At 66.8% G+C, this 20,354-nt stretch carries 18 protein-coding genes; 11 read left to right on the top strand and 7 right to left on the bottom strand.

The window, feature by feature from the left end; genetic code table 11:
- The first annotated feature begins 100 nt into the window (after positions 1-100).
- Complete coding sequence (gene dcd, locus VM889_06360) at positions 101-676, top strand: dCTP deaminase (GenBank protein HVL48162.1); 576 nt, start codon at positions 101-103, stop codon at positions 674-676.
- Here the strand turns inward: dcd and VM889_06355 are convergent, their stop codons facing one another.
- The 3 genes from VM889_06355 to VM889_06345 all read right to left on the bottom strand — a co-directional run bounded on the left by VM889_06355 (position 677) and on the right by VM889_06345 (position 5,821).
- The gene (locus VM889_06355; GenBank protein ID HVL48161.1) at positions 677-2,269 is read right to left on the bottom strand and encodes a hypothetical protein; all 1,593 of its coding nucleotides are present in this window, start codon (positions 2,267-2,269) and stop codon (positions 677-679) included.
- Positions 2,270-2,418: 149 nt separating this feature from the next.
- Complete coding sequence (locus VM889_06350) at positions 2,419-4,107, bottom strand: hypothetical protein (GenBank protein ID HVL48160.1); 1,689 nt, start codon at positions 4,105-4,107, stop codon at positions 2,419-2,421.
- Between the two features lie 130 nt (positions 4,108-4,237).
- Entirely contained in the window at positions 4,238-5,821 is a 1,584-nt protein-coding gene (locus tag VM889_06345; protein ID HVL48159.1) for a hypothetical protein, read from the bottom strand.
- A 155-nt stretch (positions 5,822-5,976) separates the two neighbouring features.
- Here VM889_06345 and VM889_06340 point away from each other — a divergent pair, with 155 nt between their 5' ends.
- Positions 5,977-6,486, top strand: a complete 510-nt coding sequence (locus VM889_06340; protein ID HVL48158.1) for a zinc ribbon domain-containing protein — start codon at positions 5,977-5,979, stop codon at positions 6,484-6,486.
- A gap of 3 nt (positions 6,487-6,489) precedes the next feature.
- Here VM889_06340 and VM889_06335 read toward each other — a convergent pair whose 3' ends face one another.
- Complete coding sequence (locus VM889_06335) at positions 6,490-6,954, bottom strand: hypothetical protein (GenBank protein HVL48157.1); 465 nt, start codon at positions 6,952-6,954, stop codon at positions 6,490-6,492.
- A gap of 147 nt (positions 6,955-7,101) precedes the next feature.
- On the opposite strand from VM889_06335, the gene VM889_06330 reads away from it, so the two are divergent.
- Positions 7,102-7,350, top strand: a complete 249-nt coding sequence (locus VM889_06330; protein HVL48156.1) for a hypothetical protein — start codon at positions 7,102-7,104, stop codon at positions 7,348-7,350.
- A gap of 39 nt (positions 7,351-7,389) precedes the next feature.
- Positions 7,390-9,330, top strand: a complete 1,941-nt coding sequence (gene acs, locus VM889_06325) for an acetate--CoA ligase (GenBank protein HVL48155.1) — start codon at positions 7,390-7,392, stop codon at positions 9,328-9,330.
- On the opposite strand, the gene VM889_06320 is transcribed toward acs, so the two are convergent.
- From VM889_06320 to thsB, 3 genes are all read right to left on the bottom strand, one after another.
- Positions 9,290-10,099 carry an alpha/beta fold hydrolase gene (locus VM889_06320; GenBank protein HVL48154.1) on the bottom strand — a complete coding sequence of 270 codons (810 nt, stop codon included), beginning with the start codon at positions 10,097-10,099 and terminating at the stop codon, positions 9,290-9,292. The two genes, acs and VM889_06320, sit on opposite strands and share 41 nt — an antisense overlap.
- A gap of 58 nt (positions 10,100-10,157) precedes the next feature.
- Positions 10,158-11,765 (bottom strand): hypothetical protein, encoded by a 1,608-nt coding sequence (locus VM889_06315; protein ID HVL48153.1) that lies wholly within the window; start codon positions 11,763-11,765, stop codon positions 10,158-10,160.
- 133 nt (positions 11,766-11,898) lie between these two features.
- Positions 11,899-13,560, bottom strand: a complete 1,662-nt coding sequence (gene thsB, locus VM889_06310) for a thermosome subunit beta (protein ID HVL48152.1) — start codon at positions 13,558-13,560, stop codon at positions 11,899-11,901.
- A gap of 1,086 nt (positions 13,561-14,646) precedes the next feature.
- Here thsB and VM889_06305 point away from each other — a divergent pair.
- The 7 genes from VM889_06305 to VM889_06275 all read left to right on the top strand — a co-directional run bounded on the left by VM889_06305 (position 14,647) and on the right by VM889_06275 (position 20,091).
- Positions 14,647-15,513: an ABC-three component system protein gene (locus tag VM889_06305; protein ID HVL48151.1), complete on the top strand. Its 867-nt coding sequence runs from the start codon at positions 14,647-14,649 to the stop codon at positions 15,511-15,513.
- Positions 15,514-15,987: a three component ABC system middle component gene (locus VM889_06300; protein HVL48150.1), complete on the top strand. Its 474-nt coding sequence runs from the start codon at positions 15,514-15,516 to the stop codon at positions 15,985-15,987.
- Positions 15,984-17,942: a DUF3732 domain-containing protein gene (locus tag VM889_06295; protein HVL48149.1), complete on the top strand. Its 1,959-nt coding sequence runs from the start codon at positions 15,984-15,986 to the stop codon at positions 17,940-17,942. Before VM889_06300 ends, VM889_06295 begins: the two co-directional genes overlap by 4 nt.
- A 372-nt stretch (positions 17,943-18,314) precedes the next feature.
- Positions 18,315-18,650: a hypothetical protein gene (locus VM889_06290; GenBank protein ID HVL48148.1), complete on the top strand. Its 336-nt coding sequence runs from the start codon at positions 18,315-18,317 to the stop codon at positions 18,648-18,650.
- Between the two features lie 120 nt (positions 18,651-18,770).
- Positions 18,771-19,175: an HNH endonuclease signature motif containing protein gene (locus VM889_06285; protein ID HVL48147.1), complete on the top strand. Its 405-nt coding sequence runs from the start codon at positions 18,771-18,773 to the stop codon at positions 19,173-19,175.
- Positions 19,176-19,383: 208 nt separating this feature from the next.
- Positions 19,384-19,668 (top strand): AbrB/MazE/SpoVT family DNA-binding domain-containing protein, encoded by a 285-nt coding sequence (locus VM889_06280; protein ID HVL48146.1) that lies wholly within the window; start codon positions 19,384-19,386, stop codon positions 19,666-19,668.
- A 9-nt stretch (positions 19,669-19,677) separates the two neighbouring features.
- On the top strand, positions 19,678-20,091 hold the full coding sequence (locus VM889_06275) for a putative toxin-antitoxin system toxin component, PIN family (protein HVL48145.1): 414 nt from the start codon (positions 19,678-19,680) through the stop codon (positions 20,089-20,091).
- The last annotated feature ends 263 nt before the right edge of the window (positions 20,092-20,354 follow it).

Here is a 20,354-nt window from a genome sequence, read left to right as displayed (position 1 = left end):
GTTGCAGGGAGGCACCTTGGGACGCTCCGGTCGCTTACGGACGGGTTCCAAGGCAGCCCGACCCGCAACGGCTTAACCCGGCCGCGCCCGTGGGAGCCGCGTGATCCTCTCCGACCGCGACCTCAAGGCGCGGCTCGCCGCGGGCGACCTCGTCGTGGACCCGCTCGACGACCCCGATCTCCAGATCCAGCCCGCCTCGATCGACCTGCGCCTGGGGAACGATTTCCTCACGTTCCGCCCTCCGCACGTCGCGTACATCGACCCCCGCACGAAGAGCGCGGAGGACATCACGGAGCCGCTCCACGTCGCCGACGGCGGCCAGTTCATCCTCCAGCCGGGGGAGTTCGCCCTCGGCACGACGTACGAGCGCGTGCGCGTGCCGGCGGACCTCGTCGCGCGCGTGGAGGGCCGCTCGAGCCTGGGCCGCCTCGCGGTCGTCGTGCACGCGACGGCCGGGTTCATCGATCCCGGTTTCGAGGGGCACATCACGCTCGAGCTCTCGAACCTCGGCCGCATCGCGGTCGCGCTCGCGCCGAAGATGCGCGTCGCCCAGGTGGTGCTGCACGCGCTCTCTTCGCCCGCGGAACGGCCGTACGGCGAGGCCCGCGGCTCGAAGTACCAGGGGCAGCGGGGCCCGGTCGCGAGCCGCATCACGCGCGACCGGGACGCGCGCTGATCACGTCCAGCCCGCGTACGCGTCGACGTCCCAGAACGGCCCGCCGGTCTCGGCGCCCGCAATCTCGTACGTGAACACGCCCGCGGGGTCGTCGGGCGCGCCGAACTCCAGCGTGAACGCGGGCGCGCCGAGGGGGAACAGCAGGAACGTTCCCGGCGCGTGCAGGCCGTGGTTCTTGTCGGGCGTGTAGCAGTACGAATAGCCGTCGATGACCTCGCTCCCGGTGAACGTGCGGCCCGTGGGGCCGATGATGTTCGGCACCACGCCGAGGATCGGGTACCGGGGGTTCGTGTAGCCCGTCGCGTCGTACTCGACGACGGGGGCCGCGCCCCAGCCGTCCTTCGGGACGAGGCGCCAGTGGAGGTTCTTCGTCGTTCGGTTCGGCCAATCGGATCCTCCGAGGCAGCCGCCGATGAACTCGGCGCCGTCGAACGTCGGCGCGCCGCGGGCGGTCGCAATGAAGCCGTCGCCGTCGAGGTCGCGCGCGACGCCGAGGTTCGCGCTCACCGACATCCAGCCCGGCGGGAACGAGGGGCCGTCGGACGAGAGCGACCTCGGGCCGGGTCCCCACGAGGCCCCCGCCACGCCGTTCATGACCTGCACGGCGCGCGCGTCGAACCACACGTGGAATTCCTCCGCGTACGCCTCGCGTCCGATCGCGGACGTGGAGGAGCCCGCATTGGGATGCGTCTCGTCTTCGTACGGCGGGTCCACGTGGGGCCCCGTCGTCTCGGCGACGGTGCGGAGGACCGGGCCCGTGACGCCGTCGAGGGTCTCGGCGAGGGCCGGCGGGAGGACCAGGGACGAGAAGCCGACGGTCGGGAGCACGTTGTCGATGACGGGCCCCAGGACGGACGTGAAGAGGGCTTCGACGGGGCCCGGCGCCCGGGCGTGGTAGACATCCACGTCGGACAGGCACCGGCCGGGTTTGCAGGTGTAGGCCTTCCCCGTGAGCGCGTCGGGCTCGAGGGTCGCGTTCGCGAAGGTCATCACCGTCACGGGGCGCGCGAGCGACCCGTCGTAGAACCACACGTGGGACGCCTGGCCCGCCGTGTAGACGGGGTTGCCCAGCCAGGGGATGTAGGTGAAGTCGGGCCGGTCCGCGGGGGGCCGCTCGTTCGCATCGTAGGCGGGGTGGCTTCCGGGGTCGACGAAGCTCAGGAGCTCCGCGCCCTCGCGACGACAGAACTCGCTTCCCTCAGAAGCGGGACAGGATTCGCTGCCGGTCCAGTCCACGATGCCGTCCTGGTCCGTGTCGTTCCACAGCCCGTAGAGCGCGTAGAACTGGCCGCCGCCGGGGAGGATGACGTCGCTGCCGCCGAGATACGCCCCGGCCGAGCGCTGCACGTTGATGAGGCCGAACGGGCGCGTCGGCTCCGTCGGGTCCGGGGTGAGGCCGAGGTTCGTGATGGCGAAGAAGTCGTCGAGGATGAGCGTCTCCCGCTCGGGCCGCGTCTCGAGGTTGTTGCGCTCGAAGGGATGGAACGCCTCGTCGATCTCGTGGTTGAGGTTCGTGTACCCGGCAAAGGCCGGGGCGGTGAACGCGAGCGCGCCTGCGATCGCGAAGGCGATCGCTCTCGATCCGTGGGTCATGCTGGAGCCTCCCAAGACGCGCGGGGCGCGCCGAGGGGGGACTTGCCCTGGGGGGCCTTCTATCTTTGCAGCGGCTCCGCAGGGGTTTCGATAAGAGAAAAAGGGGCCCCGGAGGCTGGGCATCCGGGGCGGGGGTGGGGTCGGGCGCCTCAGATGAACGAGGCGTAGACGTCGCGGTCCCACAGGTCGGCCGTGACGACGATGGGGCCCTGCGCGAACGTCAGGCGAGTCGCCGGGTCGTCCTTCGTGCCGACGACGAGGATCATCTCGGGCGCGCCGGCCGGGAAGAACCACTTCTCGTTGGCCTGGTGGTCGCCCGACGTTGCATCGGGCGTGTAGCAGGACATCGTCCCGACGAGGGGCGTCGAGCTTCCCGGCTCGATCACGGTGACGTCGTCGCCTCCGATGACGAAGTCGCTGTGTCCGAAGACATGCGTCGACCATGGCGTGACCGGGGTGAGGGTATACTTCATGTCCGGCACGCAGGTGCCCTTGAACTCGCCCGTCTCGAAGGTCGACAACCACTTGTTGTTGTTGAGCTGGTGGTTGCCGTTCAGGTCTTTCGCGACGCCGACGCGCGCCGACACGGATACCGTGCCGGGGCCGCCCGCGGGTCCCGTGTTGTCGACGTTCGACATCGTTGCCCGGCGTGTGCCCGCAAGGTAGCCGAACTCGTACTCGAGACGCGCGTCGAACCACGCGTACCAGTCGAGCGTGAAGTTCTCGATCCCGACCTCGCTCGTCGACGAGCCGGAGCCCGGGCGGGTCTCGTTCTCGTAGTCGGGGTTGATGCGCAGGAGCTGTCGATTGACCTCGGCGATGACCGCGTTGTAGTGCGGATCCACGACCGGGCCGACGACGTCGTCCACGGCTTCGAGGACGGGTTCCGCGGGCGCGAGCGCCTCATTCACGGCGGCGATGCCCTCGTTGGCGGCCGCGACGACGCCCGGCGGGAGCGTCGTCGATGAGAAGCCCACCGTGGGGAGGTACTCGTCGATGATGGGCCCGACCACGCTCGTGTAGAAACTCGAAACGGGGCCCGGCGCAACCGCCGAATAGACGTCGATGTCGAGGAGACATCCCGTGCGGCACGTGAAAGGGTCGCCCGTGATCGGGTCGGGAGCGAGCAGGGGTTCGGAAACCGTGCGCAGCGTGATGGTGCGCATGAGCGAACCATCCCACGACCACAGGCCATAACCCTGGCCCGACGTGTACTGGAACGCGCCGAGAAGGACTGAGATGTCTTCGAGATAGCGGAAGTCAGGCGTCGTCGAATTGGGCCGGCGGTTCGAGTCGATTGTGGGGTAGCTGCCAGGCTCCGCGAACGAGTAGATGTTCGCGCCGTCCGTGCGCACGTACTCGATGTCCGTGCCGCGGTAGCGAAGGATCTGGTCCTCGTTCGCGTCTTTCCAGTTGCCGTAGAAAGCATAGAAGGCGCCTTCGCCGGGGAGGATCATGTCGGGCAGCTCGCCCTGGGTCGAGCGCTTGAAGTTGACGTAGTCGCCGCGGATGCAGGTCGGAAGCATGCCGCCCGCGGACTGCGTGCAGGTACCCGGTCCGAGGGGCTGGAGCGGGTTGACGCCGACGCCAAGGAAGGTGAACACGGCGTAGTACGAATCGAGGATCGTGGTGTTCACTTGCGGATCGGCGAGCGGGAGATTGTTCGATTCCTGCTGCTCGATCGCGATGCCTTCGTCCGACTCCCAGCGCATGTCGTTGTGCGAGGTGGCGAACGCGGGCACCGATGCGCCGAGCAGGCCGAGCGTCAACGCGACCGCGAGGGTTCGTTGTGTGTGTGTGTGGCGTTCATCTGGAGCCTCCGCCCCAATCTGGGGCATCGGGATGAGGCGCAGGAGGGGGCAAAATCCTTGTGGGGCGGTTAGAAGGAGCGGTGTGAGGCCGCCGCTACAGGAACCGCGTTGAAAAGGAGAGTGCCCGGCCCGTGCGGGGCCGGGCATTTGGCCCGGCTCAGAGCCAGGCCGCGTACGTGTCCTGGTCCCAGAAGTCGGCCTGGACGTTGATGGGGCCCTGCGCGAACTTCAGGTGCCCCGCGGGGGTCGACTCGGTCCCGAGGCTGAGCACCATCTCGGGGGCTCCCGCGGGGAAGTACCAGTGCTCGTCGCCCGAGTGCGTGCCGGCCGCCTCGTCGGAAACGTAGCACGAGACGGTGCCGACGAGGGGCGTCGTGGAACCCGCCTCGATCACGCTCGTCTCCTCGATGAACACGGTGGGCACGCGGAAGATGGGCGTCGGCCACGGCGTCTTCGGAACGATGGTGTAGCTGAACACCAGGCGTCCCGTGAAGTCATTGCCGCCGCGGATGCACGTGCCCTTGAACTCCCCGGTGTCGAACGTCGAGGCCCAGGTGTTCGTGGCGAGGCGCTTGTTGCCGTTGAGGTCCTTCGCGATGCCGAGGATCGCGCCGACGGCGATGGCGCCGGGCCCGGCCGAGGCGTGCGTGTTCTCGACGTTCGCCATCGTGGCCGAGTTGCTGTAAACGCCCCAGCCCGTCACCCGCTCGATGCGGGCGTCGAAGTACACGTGCCAGTCCTCACCGTAGGCGTCGATGCCGACCTTGCCGACGACCGAGTTGTTGGCGGCGTGCGTCTCGTTCTCGTAGGTCGGCGAGATGCGGTGGATTTGGGGGTTGACGACGGGGCCCGTGATCTCGCCCACGGCCTCGAAGACGGGGTCCGCGGGTTCCGTCGCCTCGTCGATCGCATCGAGGACGAACAGGAAGCCCGGAGGCACGTTCAGCGAGGAGAAGCCGACGGTCGGGAGGAAGTCGTCGATGATCGGGCCCACGATGGACGAGTAAGGCCCGCTGATGGGGCCCGGGGCCATGGCGTTGTAGGCGTCGACGTCGATCATGCACCCTTCGTTGCAGGTGAAAGGATTGCCGGTCACGGGGTCCGGCGCGAGCAGCGGATTCGCGACCGTCTGCACGCGGAGCGAGCGGAGGAGCGAACCGTCGTGGAACCAGGAGCCGAGGCCCTGGCCCGCCTCGTACTGGAAGTCGTCGTCGAAGATGGACAACGAGACGATGTACGAGAAGTCGTAAGTCGTCGCGTTCGGGCGACCGTTCGAGTCCACCGCGGGGTAGCTGCCGGGCTCGACGTAGGAGAAGAGCTGGCCCTCGGCGAGCGTGTACTCCGCCGGACCGAGACTGGAGCTGTTCCAGTACCGCAGCGAGCCGTCTTCGTCGGCGTCCGTCCAGTACCCATAGAAGGCGTAGAACATGCCGAGGCCCGGGGTGATGATGTCGGGAAGGATGCCGCCGGAGGCGCGCTGATAGTTGTAGTACTCGGGATCGACCGAGAACGGATTCCACGTCGAGCCGAAGAGGCCGTTCACGGCGTAGTAGTCATCGAGGATGAGCGTGGAGGCCGAAGGGTTGGCGAGCGGCAGGTTGTTGTTCTCGAGCTCCTGGATGTTCAGGGGCTCGTTGGATTCGTAGCTCATGTCGTGGTGCGTCGCCGCGAACACGGGGGGCGCGGCGAAGCCAGCCACCGTCAAACATGCAGCGAGCGCAGTCAGGATCCGTCGGTCCATGGTAAGCCTCCAGTCCCCTGAGAGAGGGGTGGGCAGCGAGTCTTTCCGCCATAGAAAACGTTTCGCGTGAACCTCTATCACTCGGTCTCTAGAGCACCGATCCCATCCGGGGCTCTCCGACGCCTTCAAGACCCCGCGGGTCCCATCCGCGGTCCGTGAGCCCGCCCCGGACGCCCTTCCTGCGCGTCGTGCGCTGGAGCCAGGTCCTCTACGGCGCCTTCGTCGGCGCGCTCGTCTTCGAGGCGCTCGGCGCGGGCCCGCTCGACGCGGGCGGGCTCGCCTTGCGGGGCGTCGTCTTCGGGCTCGCGACGCTCGTGTTCGCCGTGGTGCTGCAGAACCAGCACAAGTACGGCCTCGTCCCCGACTACTCGCTGAAGTGCCGCTTCTGCAACGGGCCCGTGAACCGGTACTCGGAGTTCTGCGAGCACTGCGGCGCGGACCTCATCGCGCCCGAGAAGCTCGTCGCGTGCCCCCGCTGCGGCGCCGAGGTGTACGAAGGGACGAAACATTGCCCCGAATGCGGATCGAGCCTCGCCTCGACGAAGAAGGGCAAGAAGGGGAAGAAGGCGAAGCGCGAGGAGGCGCCGGACACGGCCTCCGTGGGCTGGTCCACGCCCGTCGACGCCGTGAGCGGCTTCCCGGACGACGACGAGCCCCGGCGCTGAACCTCAGCCGGAGGCGGGCGCGGGTCCGGGCCGCGAGCGCTCGAGCGCGATGAAGAGCACGCCGAGGACGACCGCCGCGAGGAGGAGCATCCACGCCCCGCCGTCGAGGCCCGCCGCGAGGGCCCAGAGGTCGCGCGCCGCATCGTCGGGGGCGACGCGCGCGAGGGCGCGCAGCTCCGCGGCGTGAAAGAACGCGCTCAGGGTCGCGACCACGGCTGCGCACGAGCCGCCGAGGAGCATCCCGCGCGGGCCGATGAGGGACGCGGCGAGCGCGACGGCGCCGACGGTGGTCGCGAGGAGGGCCGCGCCCGCGAAGATGAGGAGGGCGGGCGCGTCTTCCGGTTCCATCCGGGTCGCAAGGGGGAGGGCGGCCGTCTCGATGACGAGGCCGAGCAGCCCGGCGACGAGGAGCAGGCCGGACAGGGCCGCCGCAACGCCGCGGCCGACGCGGCGCCAAAGGGCAGGCATGCTTCGGACATGATCGGCACTGACATGTAAGGCTTCCCTATAGAATTCGGCTCGGTTCGAGTCAGAGCCGACTTGTCAGCACCAAGGGCCATACGGGAGCGGGCCAGCAAGCCTAAGCCGCATCGGCCGCATATCCCGCCCGAGACCATGACCCTCGCGGATTCGCACGTGAAGGAGCTTCTCAAGGAAGGCGCCATGAAGGCCGGCACGCCCCCGTCCGGCTCGGACTGGCGCATCGCCCCCGACGCGATCGCGGCCGCGAAGGCCCGCGCGGAGGCGTACATCCGCGGCCTCGGCGAGGAGGGCGCCCGCAGCGCCGCGGGCCGGCGCCAGAGCACGCTCAAGCCCGAGGACGTCCAGGGCGGCGGCGCGGGCGCCGAAACCGGTCCGATGTAGGTTCCTACCTTTTTCCACGCCCACGGCGTTCCGGGTGGCATGCCCGAGATCGAGCGCCTCCTCACGGAACGCCGTCGCTTCCCTCCGCCCCCCGAGTTCGCGCGCCGCGCGGTCGTCGACGCGAAGGCGGAGGCCCGTCTCCGCAAGGCCGCCGAGGAGGACGTCGAGACGTTCTGGGCGAACGAGGCCCGCGCGCGCGTCACGTGGGCGAAGCCGTTCGCGCGGACGCTCTCCTGGAACCCGCCCTTCGCGCGCTGGTTCGAGGACGGCGAGCTGAACGTGAGCGAGAACTGCCTCGACCGGCACCTCGCGGAGCGCGGCGCGAAGCCCGCGATCGTATGGGAGGGGGAGCCGGGCGACGCGCGCACGCTGACCTACGCCGAGCTCGCGCGCGATGTCAACCGCTTCGCGAACGGACTCGCGGCGCTCGGCATCGGGCGAGGGGACCGCGTCGCGATCTATATGCCGATGGTGCCCGAGGCGGCCGTCGCGATGCTCGCGTGCGCGCGCCTCGGCGCGACGCACTCGGTCGTGTTCGGCGGCTTCAGCGCGGAGGCGCTCAAGGACCGCTGCGTCGACGCCGGCGCGAAGGCCATCATCACCGCCGACGGCGGCTTCCGCAAGGGCGCGGTCGTGCCGCTCAAGGCGAACGCGGACGTCGCGGCCGCGGGCGCGCCGACCGTCGAGCGCGTGGTCGTGCTCGAACGGGCGAAGAACGAGATCGCTTGGCACGACCGCGACGTCGCGTGGTCCGACGTGGTGAAGGGCCAGTCCTCGGAGCGCGCGCCGGAGCCGCTTCCCGCCGAACACCCGCTTTTCATTCTCTACACGAGCGGTTCGACGGGGAAGCCGAAGGGCATCCTGCACACGACCGGCGGCTACCTCGTCGGCGCGGCCACGACCACACAGTGGGTCTTCGACCTGCGCGAAGACGACGTCTACTGGTGCACCGCCGACATCGGGTGGGTGACGGGCCACTCCTATGGCGTGTACGGCCCGCTCGCGCTCGGCGCGACGACGGTCATGTACGAAGGCGCGCCGATGACGCCGACTCCCGACCGCTGGTGGGACATCGTGGAGCGCCGCCGCGTCACCGTGTTCTACACCGCGCCGACCGCCATCCGCGCGTTCATGCGCCTCGGCGACGCGCCGCCGAAGGCGCACGACCTCTCGAGCCTGCGCCTTCTCGGCACCGTCGGCGAGCCGATCAATCCCGAAGCCTGGATGTGGTACCGCGACACGATCGGCGGCGGGCGCTGCCCCGTCGTGGACACGTGGTGGCAGACCGAGACCGGCGCCATCGTCGTCTCGCCCCTTCCCGGCGCGACGGAGACGAAGCCGGGCAGCGCGACGAAGCCCCTTCCCGGCTACGTCCTCGACGTCGTCGATCGGCAGGGCCGACCCGTCGGCCCCGACGAGGGCGGATTCCTCGTGATCCGCAAGCCGTGGCCCTCCATGCTCCGCGCTATTTGGGGCGACGACGAACGTTACCGCAAGCAGTACTGGAGCGACGTGCCGGGCGTCTACTTCACGGGCGACGCGGCGCGCCGCGACAAGGACGGCGACCTCTGGATCATGGGCCGCGTGGACGACGTCCTCAACGTCGCGGGCCACCGCCTGAGCACGATGGAGATCGAAAGCGCGCTCGTGAGCCACCCGATCGTCGCGGAGGCCGCGGTCGTCGGACGACCCGACCCCGAGCGCGGCCAGGCCGTCGTCGCGTTCGTGACGCTCAAGCGCGACGCCGAGGCCGGCGACGGCGCGCGTTCGAAGCTCTGCGACCACGTCGCAAAGCAGATCGGTCCCATCGCGCGCCCCGCGGAGATCCGCTTCGCGGAGGCGCTTCCAAAGACGCGAAGCGGGAAGATCATGCGCCGGCTCCTGCGCGACGTCGCGGCGGGCGCCGCGGTCAAGGGCGACGTGACGACGCTCGAGGATTTCACGGTGCTCGAACGGCTGCGGGCGGGCGAGGAGGACTGAGGAACTCCGCGAGGGCCGCGTTGAACGCCTCGGGCCGCTCCCACATCGGGACGTGGCCCGCGCCCTCGACGACGGTGAGCGTCGCGCCCGGAAGGAGCGCCGCGAGGGCCTCGGCGTGCGCAAGGGGCACGAGCGCGTCGCGCTCGCCCCAGACAAGAAGCGTCGGCGCGGCGATGCTCGGGAGGCCCGCGGAGAGGTCGGCGTCGAGGAGCTGCCGCAGCGTCGAAACGATGGCGCCCGGGCCCGTCCGGAGCGCGTCGTACGCGAGGAGCGGGACGAGGCTCGGAGGGAGGTCCGCGGCCGATCGCGCGACGCCGAGCGCCGCGTCGAGGCCCCGGCGAGCGAGGGGCGTCGCGGCGGCGCAGACCAGGACGAGGCGGTCCACGCGCGCGGGGTGGCGCGCCGCGAAGTCGGCGGCGATGAAACCGCCCATCGAGTGCCCGACGACGCTCGCGCGGTCGAGGCCCACGGCGTCCATCCAGCGGGCGAGCCGGTCGGCCGCGGCGTCGAGGGCGAAGGGCGCGCGACGCCTGAGGAGACCCGCTTCGAGGCGCGCGTGCTCGATCGCATACACCGTATGGGACCGGGCGAGATGCGGGACGTTGCGGCTCCACCAGAGCGCGCTCCCCGAGAGGCCGTGCAGGAGCACGACGGGCGGACCGGCGCCCGCGACCCGGTAGCTCATCGCGCAGTCGTCGAGCGCGACGCGGGCGCGGCGCGCGCGGCCGACCGGGGGACCGGCCGGGGCCGCGGACGCTGGGACGGTCACGCGAAGGATCGCGTGGCGTCAAGGATAATTGCGCTCTGGCCGGGTCTTCGGTGGGCGTTCAATTCGGCAGCGGGACGAGAACGTCGCAGTCGTACACGACGTCCTCGAGGCTCGCGCCGTCCGCCTCCAGGACGATCGCGCGCGGACCGCCCGGGTCGCCCGGCGCGCCCTCGCTGCAGACCTCGATCGCGAAGTTGTCCGCGCCGCGCGGGAGGAAGAGCATGTCGTTCGAGTAGTAGTGGCCCTTCTCGGGGAAATGAAGGAACGTGAGCGAGGTCAGCGTGCGATCGCCTGCAAGCTGCCACGTCGTGGCGGTCTGGGGGAGACCGGTCGTGCGCGAGAGAAGGAACGCGCCGCCCTCCGGCCACGCGGGGATCGCGCGGATGCGGAGCAGGATGTTGCCGCTGGCTCCGCTCGTGAGGTTCTTCGCCCACGCCCCGACAAACTCGCCGGCGGAGGCGAGGGGCCGGTCGGGGGACGGCCTGTTGCCGTTCTCGTAGGGATCGGGCGAGGCCGCGACGCCGATGAAGCCGTCCTCGTTGAAGTCGCGCCAGGCGCCGGCCCAGATGTCGAAGACGAGGAAGCCCGGGCCCGCGGTCGCGCCGCCATCGTGGTCGCGTCCCGTGAGCGGAAGCTGCCTCGTGGAGGCGCCGGGGCGCCAGGCGCCGGGAACGACGTCGAGGAAGCCGCGGAAGGCTTCCTTGAAATCGTCCGCTCGGCCCGACGAGCTCGAGCGCGCGTCTTCGGCCGTCTCGTGGAGCCGTCGGGGAAAGAGCGTGCCCTGCACGAGGCCCAGGGGGCCGCTCGTCGCGCCCGGCGCGGGAAGCGGGACCACGGAAGCGTCGCCGGTCGCGCCCGTCGACGGCGAACCGACCGCGTTCACGAGAGGCGCGAACGCGGCGGCGTAGAGCGAGGCCACAGGCGCGGGCGCGAGGACCGCGTACACGTCGATGTCAAGGAGACTTTCGGGTCCGAGCGTATAGGGGCGGCCGCTCGTCTCGGAAGGCGAGAGGATCGCCTGCGAGACGGTCTCGGAGAAATACGTCTGCAGGAGGGATCCGTCGGACATGACGATCGGTCGCGTGTACGAGTCGGTGCCTGAGAGATAGAGCCCCATCTGGCTCCAATAGCGCAGGTCGACGTCGGGCGTGCCGTCGTCCGGCATGGAGGACGCGCTCACGGGCGGGTGCGACCCGGGCGAGAGGTACGCGTGGACGGGCGTTCGCGGATCGGGCGTCCATTCCGGCCCGAACCCCGTCTCCGCCCGCATCGTGTCGATGATGCCGTTCCCGTTCACGTCGCGCCACAGCCCGCGCCACGCGAGAAGGTAGCCGGGTCCCGGCGGGATGAGATCCGGCATCGCCCCCTGCGTGTCGCGATGGAGGTTGAAGAGAGGACCCCCGTGACCGACCGAGAACGGCGGGGCTTCGGCGACCGTGTGCGCCGCGGTGGTGCCGAGGATGACCCAGAGGGCGTCCAGGACCGGGATGCCGGCCTCGTCGGCTCCGCCGTTCGCGATCGCCTCCGGAATCCCGTTCCTCTGGCCCGCGGCGTCGAGCGCCGCCCGTTGCCCCTCGCCCGCTTCGCGTTGGACGTCGCCATGGTGCGCCAAGGCGGGCATCGAAAGGAGGAGCATCCCGACCACGAGCGTCGCGGCGCGTCGCATGCCCTCGACCCGGCTCGCCCGACCTTAACGTTTCAGGCGACCCGTCGGAGCCTTCGCTCGGCCTCCGAGGAGATGAAAAGAGACGGGCGGGCCTCGATGGCCCGCCCGGGAGCGAGGGGGGTCCGGGGACCTTTTACATCATGCCGGGCATGCCGCCCATGCCGCCCATGCCCGGGGGCATGCCGCCGCCGTGGCCGTGGCCGCCGCCGCCGGGCGGGGCCTTCGTCTCCTTGGCCGCGATGACGTCGTCGATGCGGAGGATCATCGTCGCGGCTTCGGTCGCCGAGTTGATGGCCTGCGTCTTGACGCGGAGGGGCTCAAGGACGCCCTCCTTCGCCATGTCGACGACCTTGCCGGTGTAGACGTTGAGGCCGTGGCTCTTCTTGCCGGACTCGTGCGCCGAGCGGAGGTCGACGAGGCTGTTGATCGCGTCGAGACCCGCGTTCTCCGCGAGGGAGCGGGGGATGACCTCGACCGCGTTCGCGAACGCCTCGATCGCGAGCTGCTCGCGGCCGCCGATCGTGGACGCGAACTTGCGGAGGCCGAGCGCGACCTCGATCTCGGGGGCGCCGCCGCCCGCCACGATCTTGCCGTCCTTGACGGCGACCGCGACGACGCGCAGGGCGTCCTCGAGCGCGCGCTCGATCTCGTCGAGCACGTGCTCGGTGCCGCCGCGGAGCAGGATGCTGACCGCGCGGGGGTTCTTGCACTCGGTGACGAACGTCATGGACTCGTCGCCGATCTTGCGCTCCTCCACGAGGCCGCACGTGCCGAGGTCGTCCTTCGCGAGGTCGTCGAGGTTGCTCACGAGGCGCGCGCCCGTGGCCTTCTCGAGCTTCTCCATGTCGGACTTCTTGACGCGGCGGACCGCGTAGATGCCCTTCTTCGCGAGGAAGTGCTGGGCGAGGTCGTCGATGCCCTTCTGGCAGAAGAGGACGTTCGCGCCCGTCTTCGCGACCTTGTCGACCATCTCGCGCAGCTCGCGCTCTTCCTCGTCGAGGAAGGCCTGGAGCTGCGTGGGGTCGCGGATCTTGATCTTCGTGTCGACCTCGGGCTTCTCGATCTCGAGGCTGAGGTCGAGGAGCGCGATCTTTGCGTTCTTGACGGACGCGGCCATCGCGGGGTTGACGCGCTCCTTGTCGATGATGAGGCCCTGGATGAGCTGCGTGTCGTCGACGGAGCCGCCGATCTTCTTCGTGACCTGGATGTTGTCCGTGTCGACGTCGCGCTTCTTGCCCTCGGTCTCCGCGACCGCCTTGACGGCCTTGACGGAGATCGTCGCGAGGAGCTCGCGGTTGAAGCCGGCCGACTTGCCCGTCATCGCGGTCTGCGCGATCGTCATGAGGGGCTTGTCGTTCGAGCCGTCGATCGACGTCGCGAGGCCGTTCAGGATCTCGATCGCCTTCTCGTTCGCGAGGCGGAAGCCGCGGTTGATGAGCGTCGGGTGGACGTCGTCGAGGAGCTCCTCGGCGCGCTTCAGGAGCTCGCCCGCGATGACGACCGCGCTCGTCGTGCCGTCGCCGCACTCCTGGTCCTGCGTCTTCGCGACCTCGACGATCATCTTCGCCGCGGGGTGCTCGATGTCGATCTCCTTGAGGATCGTCACGCCGTCGTTCGTGATGACGACGTCGCCCATCGAGTCGACGAGCATCTTGTCCATGCCGCGGGGCCCGAGCGTCGAGCGGACCGCGTCGGCGACCGCGCGGGCCGCCATGATGTTGTTGGCTTGCGCGCCGCGACCGCGCTCGCGCTTCGTGCCTTCCTTGAGGAGGATGATCGGTTGGTTGCCCATCATGGGTCACACCTTGGCGCGAGGCATTCCAATGCTTCTATAAGAAGATAGCGGCCACACGGGGCTGAGCGTCGAGGGGGGCCGGTCGGCCCTTTCCAGGCGGTCGCCATCCGGTGGGCCGGGAGGGGGATTCCTGAGGCTGCGCGCCTCCTCAACCTGCCGCACGCGCATCCTCGCTCCGATCAATCTCGCCCAGGAGGGGTCGGAGAGCGTCGTCGACCCGCCGGGCGTCGAATCAACCGACGCCCATGACTTTGCCGGGCCTGAAGAGAAACTGCCTCGCCCGGACAGGCTCGACCACGCCGGGCGCCTGAAGAAAAAGCGCGAAGGCATGCGCCAAGCCTCGGACATATGAGGAGCGGAGGATCACGCGGTCCAGATAATGCCCGTCCAGAAATCACTGAAAGTGAACCCGGGATCGACTTGATAGCCCGCGTGGGCGATGGCTCGCTGTAAGGCGACCCGAGACGCTTGCGGGTAGGGCCCGCGGCCGATGGGTGGAAAAACAGGTGAACGAGAAGTTAGGCCCCCGAGGCACCGTCCACGCCTTGGCGTGCGGCAGGAGGGACGCCCCCATACGTCCCCGACGTGCATCCCGCGACGGACATTTCGGACGACAAGGGGACAACAGCGAATCCCAAGCCAGTCGAAAACCGGTAGCATGTCTAACAGCGTCTAAAGATCGACGGTCGGGGGCCCGGATAAGCTCCAGAAGTTCCACGCGGCGCACTTGCACTCGCCGTGGAAATCTGTCCGATGGCAGAAGTGCACAGCGGCAGTACTAAGAACCGTGGAACCTTTGCATGTCAACTCGTGACCACGAACCATGGTGCCGCAGGCCCATCGGCGGGAACGCTCTGGCAGAACCAGCGTATGCTCTGCGTTCTCCTCGACGAAACCGATGCTCATGCGCAGGTAGGTTTGGAGGTCAATAACGACGTCGTCGTCCTCACCTCGTCCGGAATCTGCTGCACGTCGATCCAAAATAAGCATTCTCTAAACGACGGGAGGATTACCGTCAGGTCGCGAGCATGGTGGGGCAGCGCACCGGTCTGGCTCGACCTTCTTGACGACCCATCCACAACAGCGATGACCAAGTTCGTCCTTTCATCGACGAACGATATCGAACCGGGCAGTGTCTTCGAGCCATTCACTCTAGCCTCCACCACGGAGGCCGAGCGGGAGGCCCTGCTCATTGCCCTGCATGGAGCATGTCTGAATCCCTCGGTAGAAAACGCGCCTGCGTGCAAGAGATGGACCGAGGCAACGGACGACCAGCGCCGTCGCATCGTCGCCGCACTCAGAGTGGAGGCCGGACAACCATCTATCAACCGGGCGCGGGAAGAGATCGTCCAGCGCCTTCTCGCCAGGAGCTTCCACGAGCGCGCCGTCACGGAAGCCGCAGAGGAACTCGTTGGCTGGGTGGAGATGAAAATTCGGGAGAGAATCTCGCCCACCGGATGCTTCATCACGGTGGCCGAATGTCGGCAGAAGCTTGGTCTCCTGCGAGACAAGTTCACGATTGTCTCCCTGCCGCGACTGCCTCCAGACGCCATCGATTTTGAGGCAGAGCTGAGCACGAACGCCACCTACCTAAGACAACTCAACTTGATCAAGACAGAGCGCGACGAGCTAGTCAGCGCCATCAGCACGTATGCCGAGGCCAACCGCCACCGGAAGTACTGGCTGAACGAGGGGCTGCTCGGTGAGGACCGTGTGGACCAGTTTGAGCGTCAACTCCTCCTCCAATGGAACTCCGCGAAGGGTGAACACGCAGGCGAGACCGATGAGATTCGCGGAGGAAAGCGGGTTTACTACCAATGCCTCCGCGCACGCGGCCGCCTCGGCCCCGATGACTCTGACCCAGAGATGATCGCCGGCAACTACCACGTGTTATCGCAGCGCCGACTCGTTGGCTGGCATCCGCGGTACCGCGAACTCCTCGGAGATGAATAGATGGAAGAAGGAGTCGCATTGGACCGGTACGCACACAAGAACCCCGCCTTCGCGGCGGTCGTGATCCACGCGGTGGCGAAAGGATACTCCCGCAAACAAGGACGTGGCATCCCGATTCCCTGGGCTATCCTCTCTATCCCCTACCTCGCCTCAAAGTCAGTTCGCGACCAGATCCCCAAGGCGTGGAACGCTAAGCTGACTAACTTGTTCGAGAACCACCCACAATGGCAGGCCCAGAATGCGGAAGCGCTGCGGTCGAACGTGAAGTACTTCTGGCCCGCCCTCCGCCTCGGTATCTCGCGTGGCATCTTGGTCTTGCAGGAAGGGAGAATCTCTGCGTCCGGCAAGCTTCGACCGTCGGAGCTCGACGAATACCGCGAGATCTATGACATCGCGGACAAGTTCGGCAGGTTCCTTGGAAAGGAACCCGAAGAGACGATACCGAACCTCTTCAACCTGGAAGTGACGGAATGAGTTGGCGCCTCCATAGCATCGCAATCTATCGCCGGCGGACGGGGGAGCGACACACCCTCGAGTTCCGCACCGACGGCCTCAATATCATCACCGGGGAAAGCGGCCGAGGGAAAAGCGCGCTCATCCGAATCGTAGACTACTGCCTACTAAGCGATGTTTGTGACGTCCCAAAGGGGATCCGCACACGAGTCTCGCACGTGGGCGTTCGCCTTACAAATGGCGAAAGCCAACTCGCCATTGTTCGGGCGTTGCCGGAGGAGGGTGCAGACGTCCCGTCCACAGTCTACATGCTCGAGCGGCGCGAGACCCCGTTCCCCTCACAGCCCCCCAAGACTGAGTGGACGAAGGACTTTGCAAAAGACAAGCTTTCAGCATTTACCCAGATCGCCGCGCTGCCTATAATCACGAACGACCTAGACTCTGACGCTGAAAAGCGCTATCCACCTAACATCCGTCACTGCACGCCATTCCTCTTTCAACCTCAGAACATCATTGACAACCCCGAACAACTCTTCCCCGGGCTAGACCATTCCTTCAGAAAGCGGGCTGTCGCAGACGCGCTGCCATACTTTCTCCGGATCACAACAGAAGCCGAATTCACGAAAGTCCGCGAACTTCGCGCGCTTCGCGTGCGTCGGAATCAGATTGACCGGGAACGAAAAGAGCAGGAACGTCTTGGCTTGCAGGGTTGGGAGCGCGGTCGTTCCCTGTGGAGTCAGGCTGTCGCACTCGAACTCCTCCCGGGACGGCCCGAGCCTGGAGACCTTGGTGAGCTGATTCGCATCCTTTCCGCAATTCCATCCGGGGCCGAGGCTCTTCCCCCTGCGGCGAACGTCGATCTGACGGAATTCGAGGCGGAAGAGGAGACTGCGCGGATGAACATGAACCTAGTCCGCGCGCAGCTCGATGATATTGATCGCTTCTTGACAGTGAGCGAGCAGAGTCACGAAACTACGGCTCAACAGCTTACACGTCTTCGATTCAAGGACTTGCTTCCCGAACCCACGGACGCGCCAATATGCCCGCTTTGCGGCGACGGCCACGTGCAGGCCGATCAGATCGAACAGACGCTGCGTCACACAGTCGTCGCCCTCGAGGCAACACAGAGCGCACCCACACGCCTGCGATCTCACCTCGAAACCGAACGCGAAAGCCTGAGACAGCAGCTCCAGACGCACAGCCGGAAGGCGTCGGACGCTCGCGCCAGACGAGAGGCTGCGCTCCGAGACATTGCACACCCGACCCTGCGCGGTCAGGTTGTGGCTCGTGCTGAACTCAGGGGTCGGGTGAAGGAGTACGTCGCGGCCATGCGCCCTTCCCTCGCACCCCCGGATTCCGAGTACGATGAGCTCGTGCGGCGAATCAAGGAACTCGAAGAGTCCGTCGGAGTCGAAGCGACGGCGTCAAAGCTCTCCCAGGCCCTTACCAAGATCAGTCACACGATGACGGATCTCACCGAGCGGATCAACGTCGAGTATCGGGGCGCACCTACAAGACTCAATGTGAACACGCTCCAGGTCGAGGTGAACGATTCGCCTTCGGACAAGCGATGGACCCCCTTGCGCGAAATCGGGAGCGCAGCGAATTGGGTCGGCTACCATGTAATCTCGGTGGTCGGCCTCCACACCTACTTCCGCGAGCACGACTCACCAGTTCCCGCGCTCATCATGATCGATCAGCCGAGCCAAGCTTGGTTCCCTCCCGAGGTGGAGTGGTCGCCCGAAAATCCCCGCGAAGATGCAGAAACAAGACCGATCACAAAGATCGTGGATGTTCTCGCGGAATTTGCAGAGGCTCCGAAAGGACCGCAGATCATCATCCTCGAGCACGCGGAGCTCAAGGCAGAAAGCTTCAAACGGAACGTCCTCGACCGTTGGACGGGCGCGAAGGGTCTCCTGCCTTCGGAATGGCTTGCTGATGCCGAAGAGCAACCTGTCGACGGCAACGGTAGCTAGGCGCCCCCTCGTTAGTACGGCGACCATTTTTCGCGTCCCGAGAAATGAAGCGGCGCGGCGTGGCCCTTATTTCGACGCGCACCTCGCTCCCATGGAGCGTCTCCCGAAAGGGACGTGCGGAGGCGGCGTGAATCCGGTTATCTGCCTCGGATGGCATGCTCTATGGGGGCCTAACAATTCATTCGACCCGACGCGGCTGCGCCGCGCGGGTCAATTCAGTCGTTAGTCAGCCGCTGAAGGCCTTTGGGTTGCACCCTTGCGTTATCGGGCGTCCGGATCGACGAATGCGGGTTCGGGCCTCGCAACCTTTGAGTTCGTCGCCGCCATTCGGTCCAGCGGCACCGCTATGAAGGTGCAATTGGGGAGAGTTGTATGAACGAGAACGTGCTCATTGCCTTGATCGGAGTTGGGGGGGCAATCGTGGGTTCGGTTGCAACCGTTTCCGTGGAATGGTTGCGTGCCCATCTTGCGAACAAGGCGGAGGAACGGCGAGACAAGCCTCGCAAAGACTTGCTAAAGAAACTGCTGCAATCCAAGAAGTTCCAATGGCGCAGGCTCGACACCCTAATGCACGTTATTGGAGCGGACGAGGAAACGACGAAACGCCTTCTACTTGATATTGGGGCACGGGCCTCCGAGGATGGCCAGCCACTATGGGGGCTCGTCTCCCGCAACCCCCTGCCTGAGAGCGACACGGCTGCTGACTAACAAATCGCTCAACGCGACCTCGCTTCGCTCGGCGCGTTAGCTCAATCCTTCGCCGAGGATACGATGCCACTCCATCCAGCATGGGTTAAGAACATCTCTCGCCGGGTCCTCTGGGCAGCGTTGGAACCAGACATCAGCAAGGAGCAGCGGCTTTCCATGGCGGCGTTCTTTGACAACCGCTGCGCCTATTGCGAGGGCGCTCTGGGTGGCCGATGGCATGCAGACCACCTTGTCCCCGTAGATGTTGGCGGCTTCAATCACATCAGCAACAGGGTGGCGGCGTGCCCGAAATGCAACGAGCACGAGAAGAGAGACATGGATTGGCGTCGGTTCGTCGAGATCAAATCAGCCGCCCAACAAGAAATCCTTGCGTCACGGCTGGACCGAATCGAGAATTGGGTGGCGCTCCACGAGCCTGTGACCCCGCCGGTCACCGAGGAGCAAAGGGCGGCATGGCGGCGGGAGGTCGAAACCGTAGCGCGGGTCATCGACGACGCATGGAACCGGCTGAAGAACGGCGGCTAGCTAACAAGGCGGTCTAGCTGAGTCACGGCGGCTTCGCGCGCCTCGGGCGGCTGACATTCGTCGTTATCCCGCGATTTGACGCTCAGCGTGCGCCTATCGCGTATCGGCTCACCTGTCTAGCGTCGATCCTGTCCGGCGTCGCTGCATCCGGTTGGCCTGGCCGAAAGCTATTTTTACTCGTGGAACAACTTTCCTACGGGTAGGAAAAATGCCCGAAGCCGTAGACGAGGTCGAGGTGACCACGATGGGGGAGAAGGGGCAAGTCGTCATCCCGAAGGCCATCCGGGACCGCCTCGGGCTCGGGGAGCGCGCCAAGTTCGTCGTGCTGGGTCAAGGCGACACCATCATTCTGAAGCGCCTCGCTCTCCCGGACCTCGAGCGGGAGTTCGAGCGGACGTTCGCTGATATTCGGGAGCGGACGTCGGGCCTGACCGAGGGCGATGTCGACGCCGAGGTCAAGGCGCACCGCGCCCAGCGTTCGCGCCGGAAGTAGGCGAAGACCATGCTGCGGGTGGTCGCCGACACCAACGTGCTCATCAGCGCGTTCATCGCCAACGGGCCACCACATCAATTCCTCCGCCGGTGCCTCGCGGGCCACGCCATTTTGGTAACCTCGCCCCGGATTCTCGAAGAACTTGGGAGCGTCCTGCGTCGACCGAAGTTCAAGCTCAGCTCGGCGGAGGCCTTGCGCGTTGTTGGGGTTGTGGCCGAGGTAGCCGAGATCGTTGACGCGCGCGAACGGCCCGGGATCGTGCCGCGTGATCCTGACGACGACATGATCGTAAGCGCGGCGATCGACGGAAGGGCCTCCTACATCGTCAGCGGCGACAAAGCCCTCCTCGAAGTGGGCAACTACGAGGGCATCCAAATCATGACTGCGGCAAGCTTCTTGAAGAATTTCCTCAAGGAGCCATAGAGCCCTGCCGCGACGGAGGTGCGGGATAACCATTCATTCGCGCCGAGGTGGCCTTGCGGCGCGGCTCAATTCGGTCGTTGGGCGTCATACCCCACGCGGGGGTGGCGTCGAAGAGGGCCAAGGACCGCAAACAAATAAACGGCCTAACAACGTCGCATGGATTGCTCGGGGTGCCCACTTTGGGCGCTTGACCGACCGAGATCGTGAGGACATTGGAGGATATCCTACCGGACGACCAGCGTATTCGTACCGGGCGGCTTGCC

This window comes from Candidatus Thermoplasmatota archaeon (assembly GCA_035540375.1).
Taxonomy (GTDB): domain Archaea; phylum Thermoplasmatota; class SW-10-69-26; order JACQPN01; family JAJPHT01; genus DATLGO01.
The sequence above is the reverse complement of the archived record's forward strand: the minus strand, read 5'-3'. Positions and strand labels throughout refer to the sequence as shown.